The sequence below is a fragment of the Sinobaca sp. TMA16-18 genome (genome assembly GCF_059510535.1).
Window position 1 is genome coordinate 72,486 of sequence record NZ_JCAKFM010000006.1, and the last position, 14,027, is coordinate 86,512.

A 14,027-nucleotide genomic window follows, 5' to 3' on the forward strand; every position below is an offset into this window, starting at 1 on the left:
GCCTCTACAATAAGCAGGCGGCTTAAGAAAAGCGTTATATGGTTTCTTTAAAGTGACGGGAGATTTCTGCAATGGCATCGGCCGCCTGAGGATACCGGCCCAGTTTCTCTACAAAAGCATGATTCATCCCTTTGTATTCAATATGGCGGACAGGAACCGCAGCATCGGCCATCTGCCTGGCAAATTCGGCTCCCTGAATTTTTAAATAATCGAATTCAGCCGTAACAATGGTCACAGGCGGAATATTCTGCTTTACTTCGCTCAGCACCGGTGATACGAGAGGCGACATCGCCTGTTCGAGATCGTTCAAATAAAGAGACTGGATAAAAAAAAGAGACTGCCTCATGTTAATGAGTTCTCTTCGAATCAATGCTTCATCTTCCGAGAAGTCATATGCGGCCATATTCCATTTCTTCCCTGAAAAATCCGACAGATCGACGAGTGGGTACAGCAGGCCTAAATGAGAAATAATCCATGGCTCATTCGTACTCAAATGATTGACCCCAAGTGCCAGGTTTCCTCCAACGCTGTCACCAACCAATCCGATGGCATCGCGGTCTATAGACAATTCTTCCGCAGTGTCATATATATAGCGGAGCGCTTCCAGGCAATCGGTCAGTCCGGCGGCATAAGGGAACTCCGGTGCCAGCCTGTATTCCACGGAAATAACGACGGCTCCCGTCTCCTCGGCGAGAAGTTTACATGGATTTTCCGCTGCGTCCATATCCCCTTGAAAAAAGCCTCCACCGTGGTAATACATAATGGCCGGTTTTGATTCCTCTCCGCGGTTATACAGCCGGATATGCAGTGATCTATCTTCCAGAAAGATATTTCTGTGTTCCACGCGGATACCCCGGCTTAAATCATTATTTTTAAAACCGCTGCTGCTGCGGATTTCTTCCAGATCCGCCAGTTCAATCGGCTTTTTAAAATTCGTGCTTTCTTCATCGAGAATAAGCTGCTTTACTCTTGGGTCCATCCCTTTTTCATTCTCTTGAAAAGGAATACTTTTTTCTATTTTCTCCATACCATTATAATGAACGACAGCGTTTGTTTGTAAACGTTGGACTAGTTCTTCTTGGGTGTACTGCATGACCGGTCCTCCTTATAATGACATTATCACTATTCTATATAACTATTGGACTGTAATTTTTGTTCACTATTACTATCAATTCCCGAAATGATGCCTCTTTTAACATTTGCTTTCCTGAAAACAAAAAAAAGAGCCGCTCCGGCTCTTTTTTTTACCCTGAATTTACACAGCAAAGTAGGAAATAAAAGGAAATAACCCTTTCATTTCTGCTTCTATTTCGTGTTTATCCAGTATCTCTCCAACAATGTCATCCTGCGTTTTGCCGTTTACATCTATATTTAGAACGTCCGCAGCCTGCTTTAGCTGCACTGATTGAATATCTTTTATAACCTCTACCGGTTCTTTCTGCGCTGTCGGTATGTTGTACTGAAGGGCGGCTTCTTTCAACACAGCGTCTTCGATTTCTTCAATCACATCAAGTCTTGCTTTGTTTTGTATATCGATATCATATTGGGAGGCAATCTGCTTCAGCGCTGTCTGCCACTGAGAAGCGATGGTGTCATCTTCTGCTTTTTCTTCTACGGAAGCAGAAGACTGCTCAGCCGTTCCTGCCGCCTGGGCAGGAAGCACGCCGGATGTACCTATGGCAAAACCCATTGCTGCTGCAAGCATCCATTGATTGTCCATATAGTTACCTCCCGAAAGTTTGTTCTTTTTCTTTTTATATTAAGTGTCTTTCCCCGCTCTGTCCAGTGCCTCCGGGCTTATTTATTTACTGAATGCTCTTTTGTTTTTTGAAAAAGAACGACAACCTGGTTTATTCAACCGTACTCTTATTTTTATTAAAGCTTATAACTCAAACACGTCGATTGCGTGTTCAAACCTTTATTTTATTGTTTAATCCATTTTTGAGTGTTTAGTCCTATTTAAGTTCTCGTAAAATGTAAGCGTATAAGGTATAATAAGTGGTAGCGTTTTTGTACGAAAGCTGTGTGAACTATCTGATATTAGTCAAAAAGCGTTCACATATTATTGACAACATCCCGAACTCTTTCTTGATTTCGGGATTTGGTAGTATTAATATGATACATTGGTTACATAACATTTCAACTCAAGGGGGAAGGAGACGCAGATGAGAAGTGAAAATATCGAGCATAACGCTCAACAGGACTCTCTCCTCGTTCCGCAGCAGGCACTCCGTAAAGTACTTGCTGAGACGATAAAAACCGGAATCATTAAATCCAATTTAATTGTCATGTTCGCGGGGATCAGCCTTGCACTATTTATAAATGGTATTTCTTTTTTTGATCAAATAGGTACAATCATTCTTGCGATCATAGGATCGGCACTTGTTATTGGCGCAGCAGGAACGTTCAACAACGTATATGACCGGGACATTGATAAAATCATGGACCGTACAAAAAACCGGCCGACTGTAACCGGGCGTATGAATTCCCGGAATGCTCTTATTCTCGGCACCGTCATGTCGCTGTCCGGTATCGGCTTTTTAGCCTTCGCTTCACCACTTGCCGCTCTTATGGGATTTCTGGGACTCTTTCTTTATGTTGTGCCCTATACAATGTGGACAAAGCGCCGCACCATTTATAACACAGAAGTAGGCAGTATCAGCGGGGCAGTACCGCCGTTAATCGGCTGGGCCGCTATTACGAATAATTTTATGCATTTAGAAGTATTAGGTCTTTTCATCGTTATGGTTATCTGGCAGATGCCGCATTTCTATGCGATTGCGATACGCCGCCACGATGAGTACAAAGCAGCCGGTATTCCGATGCTTCCTGTCGTGAAAGGCAACCGCCGGACGTATATTCAGACTAATGTTTATCTTATCGCGCTTGTGCTTTCCAGCTTTCTTTTCATCCAGCTCAGCTCTTTTATTGTGGCTGTCGCTTTTATTTTAAGCGCCGCCTGGCTGATCACAAGCATTGCTTCCTACAAAAAAATGGCACCGGAAAAATGGGCAAAAACCATGTTTATTTTTTCCTTGAACCATATGACACTGCTGTTTGCTGTCATTATCGGATATTCACTTATCATGCCGTTTTTCCAGTAATCCATACGAAAGACCGAAGGGCTCATGCCCTCCGGTCTTTTTTTATTACACAATATCCGTTTTCTTTTCGGTCAGCAGGAAAAAGGCAATCATTCCAAGTATCGTCGTGCTGAACATAATCGCTCCCATCGGAACCGCCGTCGTTTCATCAATTCCGGCAAGTGGAGAAACAATCGATCCGATCATCAGCGGCAGCATTCCCAGCAGAGCACTTGCGCTGCCGGCCCGGTGGCCCTGTTTGGCAATCGCCAGCGTAAAGGAGCTCGTTAATATCATCCCCATCGCCGTCATGTAAACAAAGATAGGAATAACAATGAGCGCCAGCGGCCCTTCTATGATCGTCATCATGAGAAGAAACGCTGTGGCTGCCGACGCAATCAGAACCGCCGTCCGCAAAAGTGTTCGTTCCGTCACGATGCCGGAAAGACGCCCGATCAGGAAACTTCCGATAATAATAGCAATACCGTTAATACCAAACAGCACGCTGAATACCTGCGGCGATACGTTATAAATGCCCTGGTACACAAACGGCGTACCGGAAACATAAGAAAAGCTTCCTCCATGCACAAATCCAAGGGTAAGCGCGTAGCCAATAAAGGCTTTGTCTTTCGTTAAATCAAAAAGCGTACCGACAGACTGCTTGAGCGTGCTCGGCATTCTTTTTTCCATAGGAAGGGTTTCTTCCAGCCGGAGACTGATAATAATAACAATGATCAGACCAAGCAGGCCAAGAAAAATAAAAATAGTCGACCAGTTGGCGAAAGGCAGAAGCAGGATAGCACCGCCGGCAATCGGAGCTGCCATCGGTGCTGTAGCATTGATGACCATCAGAAGCGAGAAAAACTTCGTGAGCTCACGCCCGCTGAATATATCCCGGACGACCGCCCGGGATAAAACGACACCTGCAGCTGCGGTGAACCCCTGCAGAAAACGCCCGATGATCAATGTCGTAATATTCGGCGCAACCGCACAGAGAAACGAGGCGACCGCAAATAAAATTAAAGAAATGATCAGCGGTCTTCTTCTTCCTTTCGCATCACTGATCGGACCGACCACAATCTGTCCGACGGCAAGTCCGATTAAACAGGTGGTTAAGCTGAGCTGGACCATGGATGCACTGGCGTTCAACTCTTCGGCAATGTTTGGAAAGCTGGGCAGGTACATATCAATATTAAGCGGCCCAAGAATAGCAAGCAGGCTCAGAAGCACTGCGAGCCCGAGCCGCTGCCTGCCCTGCGGGTTTTGTATCATATACGTTGAACACCTTTCTATTCATAACATCTTTTTTTCTTCTACAAGCATACCTGTTCCCTCCTGCCAGGTGTAGCCCTTTATTTGGAAAAAAAGAAATAAAAATTATCGGAAAATACAAAAAAGGTCTTCCTTTTTAAAAGGAAGACCCCTGTTGATTAGTTTATTTCAGACAATTCATCGCCGGTAACCCATTTGTGATTGGATACTTCTTCCCCGCCATCTGTCGGGGTAAAAGTAATCATATAAACCGTCGTATCTTCGGCTGAATCTATTTCAGCTTCTGTTCCCATCATACCTTCCATATGGTCTGTGTTCATCACGGCAGTGTCACCGGATTGAAGAGGATCCTCTCCTGGGTCTTCCAATTCCTCATGAACGACCCATTTATGGTTCTCTACAGGATCACCGCCGTTTTCCGGGGTATAAGAGACAGCATAGGCCGTCGTGTCATACGCGCCTTCAATGACGGCTTCCGCTTCCTCCATTCCTTCCATATGACCTGTTTCAATCATGACACGGCTGCCTTCCTCATATTCAGGATTGTCTGCTTCCTGGAGGTCATCCGGTACTTCTCCGGAACTGGAATGGTTCATGTGGCCTTCTGACTCCTCGTCCATCATCTCCTGCTCCGACATATCTTCGTCCATCATCGTATCCTCATCCATCATATTTGTCGGCTCTTCCTCGTTCCCGCAGGCTCCTAAAGCTAAAACGACTGCCAGCAACGTACTTCCTGCTGTGATTTTTTTCATCGGTAAGGTGCCTCCCTCTCTTTTCTAATTTCTCTGTATGGTTACAGCTTATCGTACATGTATGAAGAATTCGTGAAGAATACAGATTTTTTTCTGGTACTTATTGACAGATCGATAATTTCGTATATAATTCTTTATAAAGAACTTTCCATACTATAAAAAGAAGGTGGTTATCGATTGAATCTTTCCAATGACACCGTGATTCAGTTCATTTATGTTCCCGCTGACCCAAAAACAAAGCAGCAGATTTTGTTTTTCGATACTGTAGAAGCCCTGCGAACCTCTCCAATACTCGATGAGAGTCTCAATGAGTGGGACGGCTTTGAACTTGGGGAAGAATTTAACATTGGTGCCTATGAGACGAAAGTAACTGCTATCGATACCACACCGCATTCCAGTAAATCTTCTATTATTTCCTATTACATGATGCCATCTGCACTTGTCATCTGATAGTCCCTATCTGTTTATAAACAATTCTCCTTCTTAATAGAGGACGGGAATTGTTTATTTTTGTATAATAGGAAGATGTATTAGTATTTTCCAGAAGGAGTTCCTACATTGATTACTATAAAAGAGATTGCATCCTTAGCCAATGTTTCCGGCGCGACAGTATCAAGAGTTCTAAATAATTCCGGCTACGTCAGTGAAGAGGTACGATCAAGAGTTTTGAAAATAATAGAAGAGCATCACTACATACCAAGTGAGCACGCTAAGTCTCTAAGAACAAAACAAACAAAAGTAATCGGTGTGATCATACCAAAGCTCAGCACAGAATCCGGGAGCCGGGTAGTGGATGGTATTAATGTGGAGCTTGCAGCACATGGTTATCAAATTATTTTAACTGCCTCCAACCTGGATCCTCAAAAAGAAATTGAGTTATTAAAACTTCTGCGCAGCAGGCAGGTCGAGGGCATCATACTAAATGCCACTAACGTAGACCCCTTGTTAATGAAAGAAGTGAAAAGAATCAATATTCCTTTCGTCGTCGTAGGGCAGAAATTTGCCGAAGAGTCCTATGTTGTTTATGACAACTATAACGCTTCAAAAGAATTAACTTTGTATTTAATAAAAAAAGGCCATAAAAACATTGCATTTATTGGCGTGAATGAAAAAGATGAAGCAGTTGGCTCTCTTAGAAAAAAAGGATACGAAGACGCCATGAAAGAAAGCGGACTCCGTTTAGAAACCGGATTAATGAAAGAAGCTTCCTTTGGCATTCAGCCGGGGTTCGAGGCGATGCAGTCCATTATTCAATGTTCCGATGTCAAACCGACAGCAGTCCTGGCAGTGACAGATCGTCTAGCCGTCGGAGCGATGCGTTATTTAAAAAAAGAAGGCTATTCCATTCCAAAAGATATAGCCGTTGCCGGCATCGGTGCTTCTGAAATCTCTGAAAACGTTGACCCTCCTTTAACGACAATAGATTTCAAAAACGAAGAAGCCGGCCGGGAAGCAGCAAAATTAATACTAAATAAAATCCGAACCAAAGATCATACTATCCAAAAAATGGTTTTAGGCTATAGACTTTTAATTAGAGATAGCGTATGATCGTAACATGTAACCGATTACACATTAAAATTAATGTGTAATCGATAACATATCCTTTAGGAACGTTTATGTGCATGTACTATATTATTTTTTTGTATGTGTAATCGATTACACATACTGAAAGGACAGGTTTCTTTACACATAAGGAGGGTTTTGAATGAATAAGGCGATCGCTGCTCAAATTATTGATGCTGTAGGTGGACAGGAAAACATTTCTTCGGTATCGCATTGTGCAACCAGGCTGCGGATCATGGTAAAGGACAAAGAAAAAATTGACCAGGAAAAAGTCGAAAACACAGATAAAGTTAAAGGGGCGTTCTATAATTCCGGACAGTATCAAATTATATTAGGCACCGGCACCGTTAACAAAATCTATGAAGAAGTCGTGCAGCTTGGAACTCCTGAATCTACGAAATCACAGCAGAAACAGGAAAATGAGAATCAAGGGAATTTTTTCCAACGTGCTATCCGTTCCTTTGGTGACGTGTTTGTTCCTATCATCCCTGCCCTTGTTGCCACCGGTCTTTTTATGGGACTGCGGGGATTAGTACTGCAGGAACAAATTCTGGCCTGGTTTGGCATGACCCCTGACGAAATTCCTGCCAACTTTTTATTATTTACAGAAATTCTTACCGATACGGCTTTTGTCTTTCTGCCGGCATTAGTTGCGTGGTCAGCCTTCCGTGTATTCGGCGGGAGTCCTATAATTGGTTTAGTTCTCGGTTTAATGCTTGTCAGCCCTGCCCTGCCTAATGCCTGGGAAGTAGCCGGCAATGAAGCAGAACCTATTATGTTTTTTAATTTTCTTCCGGTCACCGGGTATCAAGGTTCTGTCCTGCCCGCTTTTATTACTGGATTGGTAGGGGCAAAGCTTGAAAAACAGATTCGAAAAAAAATGCCCGAAGCATTGGATCTTATTGTTACACCATTTATTACTTTGCTGATCATGATATCTCTGGCTCTTTTTATTCTGGGCCCCAGCCTTCACGCTTTAGAAAATGTAATTTTAGCCGGCACCCTGGCTGTTTTGGACTGGCCATTTGGCATTGCCGGATTATTGATTGGTTTTTTCAATCAGATCATCGTTATAACAGGTGTTCATCACGTATTTAATTTATTGGAAATTCAAATGCTGGAAGCTACAGGAAGCAATCCTTATAACGCCATCGTTACAGCCTCAGTAGCGGCACAAGGCGGGGCAGCTCTTGCGGTGGCAGCGAAGACCAGTTCAAAGAAATTAAAAGCCCTAGCCTATCCTTCTTCATTTTCTGCTCTCTTAGGTATTACAGAACCGGCTATTTTCGGGGTAAACCTTCGTTATGGTACACCGTTTATTATGGGACTTATTGGAGGCGGCGCCGGCGGATTTCTGGCTTCCGTATTAAATCTTCAAGGAACAGGGATGGCTATTACTGTGCTTCCCGGTGCACTGCTTTATTTAAATGAACAAATTTTCTCTTATATTTTAGTTAACATCGTGGCGATTGCCGTAGCCTTCGTTTTAACCTGGTTCTTTGGGTTTTCCGATAAGAAGCACCTCAGCCAAAAGGAATCCAAGACTCCATAATTTTATAAAGAAAGGAGACTACCCTTTGATTTCAAACAGCCAGGAACCCCTTTCCGATGATTACCGTCTTCAATTTCACCTCACTCCTTCTCAAGGGCTTTTGAACGATCCAAATGGTTTTGTTGAGTATGATGGAACGTATCATCTTTTTTATCAGTGGAATCCGTTTGCTCCTACCCATGAAAGAAAACACTGGGGACATTATACGTCTAAAGATTTGGCTCACTGGGAGAGACAGACGCCGGCTCTTTCCCCTAACAGCTGGTATGATCAAAATGGCTGTTATTCCGGTAGTGCCATCGTAGTTGATCGTTCCCTTTTTCTTTTTTATACCGGAAACGTTAAAGACGAGGAAGGCAGACGCTCTACCTATCAATGCCGGGCCATGTCTTCAGATGGAAAAACCTTTAACAAAGAAGGCCCGGTTCTTAATCTGCCTTCCGACTATACTTCTCACTTTAGAGATCCAAAAGTGTGGAAACGAAATGGAGTCTGGTATATGGTCATCGGCGCTCAAGGAAAAGACTATACAGGAAAAGTGGCTTTTTTCAGCAGCACAGATTTTACCCATTGGTCCCATCATGGTTCTATTGCCGGCTCGTTTGTTAACGGATTAGGCTATTTTGGCTACATGTGGGAGTGTCCGGATTTGTTCTATTTGGAGGGGGAAGATATTCTCCTAGTATCTCCGCAGGGAATGGAAGCGGAGGGAGACCGTTACAATAACCTGTTTCAGTCCGGTTATTTTACAGGAACTCTAAATTACGAGAATAAAACCTACAAGCATGGAGGATTCACTGAGTTGGATCATGGATTTGACTTTTATGCTCCCCAGACTATGCTGGACAGTAAAGGGAGAAGACTCTTGATCGCGTGGATGGGCATGCCGGATGAAACAGAAAAACACCACCCTACCCTTGTGAACAATTGGATTCATGCGATGACGATTCCCAGGGAACTCAAGCTGGTGAATGGTTCCCTTCAGCAGATTCCTGCGGAAGAATTAAAATTATTACGCAATAAACAGCAGACGTATCATTACTCCTCTCTTTCTACTGAAGGAGTTCATCTTTCTTTATCTGAAGAAAAGACATTAGAGATGTTTCTGGAATGTCCCCCTGCTTCATTTGCGATTAACATTCGAAACACAGCTGACATTCACTATGATGCTTTTCAGCAGACATTTATTTTTAAGCGTACCAGCCTTAAAAGCAGTCAAAAAGAAGAAAGAAAAACTTCTGTTAAAAAATTGAAAAACCTTCATATCTTTTTAGATACTTCTTCTATAGAAATTTTTATTAACAACGGGGAGCATGTCTTCACTTCCCGAATCTTCCCTTCAAAAGAGTCTCGGGAACTTTCCCTTCATCCTTTTGAAGAATCCCCCTTCACTATTACGACATGGGAGCTGAGAAGTATTTGGACGTAGAAAACGGGGCTGTCCTAAAACCTGCTCTGTAGATTGTATTCTTCGTTTTACTAATAAATAAGAGATGCCAGACGAAACCCCCTCGTATTCCTTTTGGAAAGAATACGAGGGGGTTTACATACCGTGATGGTCCTTTTAATAGAGCCTTTCTTTTCCGACAGGAATGCTCAGGCAGACCAGCCATCGGTGAAGATAAAGAGGTCGACCTTTTCCTCTTTAGCTGAAGCATGACCTGCCGAAAGCTTCCGCTATTTTCCAACTGTACGTTTGGGACAGCCTTGTTTTTTTAAGAGAAAGAACGAATTTGAATGCCTTCTTCCAGCAGCATCTGCCGCATCGATCTGGTAAAGCTGAGTGCCTGCGGGTTGTCTCCGTGAACGCAGAGTGTATCCACTTCCATTGGGATAATCGTGCCATCCACGGCAGTACAGGTTTTTTCCAGAATCATCTGTTCTACGTGACGGACCGCTTCCGCTACGTCATGAATGGAGGCATCGTCCCGTCCGCGCGGGGTCAAAGAGCCATCCGCCTGGTAGGTCCGGTCCGCAAAGGCTTCTTTTGCGACACGCAGCCCCTGTTTTTCGCCTGCGGCCAACAGTTCGCTGCCGAAAAGACCAAACAGAATAATATTTTTATCCACGTCACGAACCGCTGCGGCTACTGCTTCAGCCAGCAACGGATCTCTCCCTGCCATATTATACAATGCGCCGTGCGGCTTCACGTGCTGCACGGATGTTCCTCCGATCCGGCAGAAGCCCTGCAGCGCGCTGACCTGGTACACTATCAATTGATAGACGTCTTCCGGCGTCGTCTGGATTTCTCTGCGTCCAAACCCCTGCAGATCCTGAAACCCCGGATGCGCCCCTACAGAAACACCGGCGGCTTTCGCCCGTTTTACCGTCTGCGCCATTACCTGGTGGTCACCTGCATGATACCCGCAGGCAATATTGGCAGAAGTAATTTCTTTTAACACTTCTTCGTCATTCCCTAATACATAGGTTCCAAAGCTTTCTCCTAAATCACAGTTCAAATCAATATGGTACGCCATCGTGTTCCTCCTTTAAAACAACTGTGGAAGCATATTTATCATTGTATAAATACCGAGATACGCCGTTAAACCTACAACGACCGCCCCGAATATGGTCATCCAGATCGGATGCTTGTAGTCTTTAACAATACTGACACGGTGAGCAGCGAGCAGAATCGAACCGAGCGTCAATGGCAGAATCAGCCCGTTTACCGCGCCTGCCAGGACGAGCAGCATCACCGGCTCTCCTATAATGGCCAGAATGGTCGTTGATAACACAATAAAAGCTACCGTCCAGTAGTTTTTATACCGTTCCACGCTTTTGTGAAACGTAGTTAAAAATGACACCGACGTAAACGCCGCCCCAATGACAGACGTAATTCCTGCGCACCAGAGCACGAGTCCGAAAATCCGGTAGCCGATGTCGCCCGCTGCTATTTGAAAGGCCGAGGCCGTCGGGTTGTCCGCATTCAACGAATATCCAGCGGCTACTACTCCCAGGATAGCAAGAAACAGGAGGGTCCGCATAACAGAAGCAACAATAATTCCCGATACCGCCGTTCTTGTGACATATGTTAAATTCTCTCTGCCGGTAATGCCTGCTTCCAACAGACGATGACCGCCGGCAAACGTAATATATCCGCCTACCGTACCGCCTACGATCGTAATAATAATCAGAAAGTCCACTTCGAGCGGAGCGACCGTACGAAAGGCCGCTTCCGCGTAAGGCGGGTTACTGACAATCATAATGTAGGCGGTAAATCCGATCATAACAATACCTAAATAACGGACAATCTGATCCATTGCCGCATGGGCTTCTTTTAATAGAAAAATCACAATACAGATAATACCGGTCAAAATGGCACCAATTGTCGGATCCACGCCAAGCAGGGCATTGGCGCCGAGCCCGCCCCCTCCTACATTTCCTATATTAAAGGCAAGGCCCCCTAAAATAATAAAAAAGGCCACTACGTAGCCGAGCCCCGGGAAAACCGCGTTTGCTATGTCCTGCCCTCTCATTTTCGCAACGGCGATAATGCGCCAGATATTGATTTGGGCGCCGATATCCAAAATAATCGACACAAGGATTACGAAGGCGAAGCTTGCCAGCAGCTGCTCAGTAAAAACGGCCGTCTGTGTTAGAAATCCCGGGCCTATCGCAGAAGTCGCCATTAGAAATACCGCACCGATCATTGCGTTCATTCGGCTTTTCGAAGACAAATAGGCTGAAGCCAGCGGATCTTTTCTCATATCACTGCCTCCTTTTTTTCATAATTGTTAAGCTAATGCAATCTTTTTTAATTACCATACTTTCTTTTTATTTTAACAGGAAATCGATGGCAATAGAGTGTTGACACGTTTTCCATGACATGTACAATATAAGAGGAGACTTTTTAGCACTCGAACATAAGGAGTGCCAAATATACAGACGAGGTGACGATAATCTATGACTACTAAGCCATTTCAGGCCGAATCGAAGCGTTTATTGGAAATGATGATTAATTCCATTTATTCACAGAAAGAAATTTTTATCCGTGAATTGATTTCCAACGCAAGTGACGCCATTGATAAAATGTACTACCGTGCCCTTACCGATGATTCCCTGACGTTTAATCAGGATGATTACTACATTAAACTCAGCACCGATCAGGAAAAGCGTGAGCTGACTATTACAGACACCGGTATCGGCATGACCGAAGAAGAGCTCGAGGCCAACCTCGGCACGATTGCCAAAAGCGGCTCGCATGCGTTTAAGAAAGAAAATGAAATTAAAGACGGTCATGACATTATCGGCCAGTTCGGTGTAGGCTTCTACTCTGCTTTCATGGCCGCTGAACACGTAACAGTCTATACGAAATCAGCCGACAGCAGCCAGGCTTTTAAATGGGAGTCCAACGGAGCGGACGGCTATACGATTGAACCTGCTGAAAAAGACACCGTCGGCTCAGAAGTGATCATTAAGCTGCGCGAAAACACAGAAGATGAGAACTACGATGAGTACTTGGATGAGCACAAGCTTAAATCCATTGTGAAGAAATACTCCGACTACATCCGCTATCCAATTAAAATGGATGTGTCCGTCCACCAGCCAAAAGCAGACAATGAAGAAGAAACAGAAGAAGTACAGGAAGAACAGATTGTTAACAGCATGATTCCAATCTGGAGAAAAAATAAAAATGAGCTGACCGACGCAGACTATGAAGCGTTTTATCAGGAAAAGCACTACGGTTTTGACAAACCGCTAACCCATATTCATCTGAGTGTAGACGGCGCCGTCCGCTACCAGGCGATTCTTTTCCTGCCGGAAAATACGCCGTTTGATTACTACACGAAAGAATACGAAAAAGGCCTGGAGCTTTATTCCAACGGTGTACTCATTATGGAAAAATGCGGAGACCTGCTTCCCGACTACTTTGGCTTTGTGAAGGGAATTGTGGATTCAGAGGATCTTTCCTTAAATATTTCCAGAGAGATGCTCCAGCACGACAGACAGCTGAAGCTGATTGCCAAAAACATCAAAAACAAAATCAAAACCCAGCTGAAAACGCTGCTTAAAGAAGACCGGGACAAGTACGAAACGTTCTTCCAGGCGTTCGGCCGCCAGCTTAAATTCGGCATTCAAATGGATTTCGGCGCAAACAAAGACGATTTGAAAGACCTTCTGCTGTTCCACTCTTCTAAAGAGAAAAAGCTCGTTACATTAGCTGAATACGTGGAAAGAATGCCGGAAGAACAGAAGTATATTTATTATGCGACGGGTGAATCCTACAACCGTATTGAAAAACTTCCGCAGACAGAAATGGTTCTCGACAAAGGCTACGAGATTCTCTACTTTACAGAGGACATTGATGAATTTGCCATTAAGACGCTCACAAGCTACGAAGACAAAGAATTTAAATCAGTAGCTGCCGGAGATCTTGGCATTGAATCCGAGGAAGAAAAGGAAAAAGAAGAATCCGAAGAAAAAGAGAACGAAGAACTGTTCACAGAAATTAAAAACCTCCTCTCCGGCAAAGTAAAAGACGTGCGGGCTTCCAAACGCTTGAAGACCCACCCTGTCTGCCTGTCTGCCGATGGTGACGTTTCAATTGAAATGGAAAAGATCCTGCAGCAAATGCCGGACTATAACCAGCAGGTGCAGGCAGACAAAGTACTCGAGATCAACATCAATCATGACGTGTACCAGTCTTTAAAAGATGCCTACACGCAGGATAAAGAAAAACTGGCGCTTTATACCAATCTTCTATACAACCAGGCGCTTCTTATTGAAGGGCTTTCCGTCGAAGATCCTGTCGCCTTTACCAATGATATGTGCAAAGTAATGATATAATAATAGGTAAAGAGC

The 14,027-nt window shown here is 44.2% G+C and carries 12 protein-coding genes; 6 read left to right on the forward strand and 6 right to left on the reverse strand.

Features of this window, described 5'->3' with window-relative positions; translation table 11 throughout:
- Positions 1 to 34: 34 nt before the first annotated feature.
- A complete protein-coding gene (locus tag AC5W14_RS12015) occupies positions 35 to 1,093 on the reverse strand; it encodes an alpha/beta hydrolase (protein WP_496194524.1) in 1,059 nt (352 codons plus the stop codon).
- Positions 1,094 to 1,255: 162 nt separating this feature from the next.
- The gene (locus AC5W14_RS12020; protein ID WP_496194525.1) at positions 1,256 to 1,720 is read right to left on the reverse strand and encodes a hypothetical protein; all 465 of its coding nucleotides are present in this window, start codon (positions 1,718 to 1,720) and stop codon (positions 1,256 to 1,258) included.
- 445 nt (positions 1,721 to 2,165) lie between these two features.
- Here AC5W14_RS12020 and cyoE point away from each other — a divergent pair, with 445 nt between their 5' ends.
- Entirely contained in the window at positions 2,166 to 3,104 is a 939-nt protein-coding gene (gene cyoE / locus AC5W14_RS12025; RefSeq protein WP_496057595.1) for a heme o synthase, read from the forward strand.
- A 45-nt stretch (positions 3,105 to 3,149) separates the two neighbouring features.
- Here the strand turns inward: cyoE and AC5W14_RS12030 are convergent, their stop codons facing one another.
- Positions 3,150 to 4,355 carry a Bcr/CflA family efflux MFS transporter gene (locus AC5W14_RS12030; protein ID WP_496194526.1) on the reverse strand — a complete coding sequence of 402 codons (1,206 nt, stop codon included), beginning with the start codon at positions 4,353 to 4,355 and terminating at the stop codon, positions 3,150 to 3,152.
- 158 nt (positions 4,356 to 4,513) lie between these two features.
- A complete protein-coding gene (locus AC5W14_RS12035; RefSeq protein ID WP_496194527.1) occupies positions 4,514 to 5,110 on the reverse strand; it encodes a YdhK family protein in 597 nt (198 codons plus the stop codon).
- 177 nt (positions 5,111 to 5,287) lie between these two features.
- On the opposite strand from AC5W14_RS12035, the gene AC5W14_RS12040 reads away from it, so the two are divergent.
- The 4 genes from AC5W14_RS12040 (at position 5,288) to AC5W14_RS12055 (ending at position 9,654) form a co-directional block, all read left to right on the forward strand.
- A complete protein-coding gene (locus AC5W14_RS12040) occupies positions 5,288 to 5,560 on the forward strand; it encodes a hypothetical protein (protein WP_496057598.1) in 273 nt (90 codons plus the stop codon).
- A 108-nt stretch (positions 5,561 to 5,668) separates the two neighbouring features.
- A complete protein-coding gene (locus AC5W14_RS12045; RefSeq protein ID WP_496194528.1) occupies positions 5,669 to 6,658 on the forward strand; it encodes a LacI family DNA-binding transcriptional regulator in 990 nt (329 codons plus the stop codon).
- 157 nt (positions 6,659 to 6,815) lie between these two features.
- Positions 6,816 to 8,225: a sucrose-specific PTS transporter subunit IIBC gene (locus AC5W14_RS12050; protein WP_496057600.1), complete on the forward strand. Its 1,410-nt coding sequence runs from the start codon at positions 6,816 to 6,818 to the stop codon at positions 8,223 to 8,225.
- A 25-nt stretch (positions 8,226 to 8,250) separates the two neighbouring features.
- Complete coding sequence (locus tag AC5W14_RS12055) at positions 8,251 to 9,654, forward strand: glycoside hydrolase family 32 protein (protein WP_496194529.1); 1,404 nt, start codon at positions 8,251 to 8,253, stop codon at positions 9,652 to 9,654.
- Between the two features lie 286 nt (positions 9,655 to 9,940).
- Here AC5W14_RS12055 and AC5W14_RS12060 read toward each other — a convergent pair whose 3' ends face one another.
- The gene (locus tag AC5W14_RS12060; RefSeq protein WP_496194530.1) at positions 9,941 to 10,702 is read right to left on the reverse strand and encodes a LamB/YcsF family protein; all 762 of its coding nucleotides are present in this window, start codon (positions 10,700 to 10,702) and stop codon (positions 9,941 to 9,943) included.
- 12 nt (positions 10,703 to 10,714) lie between these two features.
- On the reverse strand, positions 10,715 to 11,932 hold the full coding sequence (locus AC5W14_RS12065) for an NRAMP family divalent metal transporter (RefSeq protein WP_496194531.1): 1,218 nt from the start codon (positions 11,930 to 11,932) through the stop codon (positions 10,715 to 10,717).
- A 196-nt stretch (positions 11,933 to 12,128) separates the two neighbouring features.
- Here AC5W14_RS12065 and htpG point away from each other — a divergent pair, with 196 nt between their 5' ends.
- On the forward strand, positions 12,129 to 14,012 hold the full coding sequence (htpG, locus tag AC5W14_RS12070) for a molecular chaperone HtpG (RefSeq protein WP_496057607.1): 1,884 nt from the start codon (positions 12,129 to 12,131) through the stop codon (positions 14,010 to 14,012).
- Positions 14,013 to 14,027: the final 15 nt, after the last annotated feature.

Excerpts from the sequence above, each read along its gene's own strand:
- AC5W14_RS12015 (WP_496194524.1), bottom strand. The coding sequence starts at position 1,093 with ATGCAGTACACCCAAGAAGAACTAGTCCAACGTTTACAAACAAACGCT.
- AC5W14_RS12020 (WP_496194525.1), bottom strand. The coding sequence starts at position 1,720 with ATGGACAATCAATGGATGCTTGCAGCAGCAATGGGTTTTGCCATAGGT.
- cyoE (WP_496057595.1), top strand. The coding sequence starts at position 2,166 with ATGAGAAGTGAAAATATCGAGCATAACGCTCAACAGGACTCTCTCCTC.
- AC5W14_RS12030 (WP_496194526.1), bottom strand. The coding sequence starts at position 4,355 with ATGATACAAAACCCGCAGGGCAGGCAGCGGCTCGGGCTCGCAGTGCTT.
- AC5W14_RS12035 (WP_496194527.1), bottom strand. The coding sequence starts at position 5,110 with ATGAAAAAAATCACAGCAGGAAGTACGTTGCTGGCAGTCGTTTTAGCT.
- AC5W14_RS12050 (WP_496057600.1), top strand. The coding sequence starts at position 6,816 with ATGAATAAGGCGATCGCTGCTCAAATTATTGATGCTGTAGGTGGACAG.
- AC5W14_RS12060 (WP_496194530.1), bottom strand. The coding sequence starts at position 10,702 with ATGGCGTACCATATTGATTTGAACTGTGATTTAGGAGAAAGCTTTGGA.
- AC5W14_RS12065 (WP_496194531.1), bottom strand. The coding sequence starts at position 11,932 with ATGAGAAAAGATCCGCTGGCTTCAGCCTATTTGTCTTCGAAAAGCCGA.
- htpG (WP_496057607.1), top strand. The coding sequence starts at position 12,129 with ATGACTACTAAGCCATTTCAGGCCGAATCGAAGCGTTTATTGGAAATG.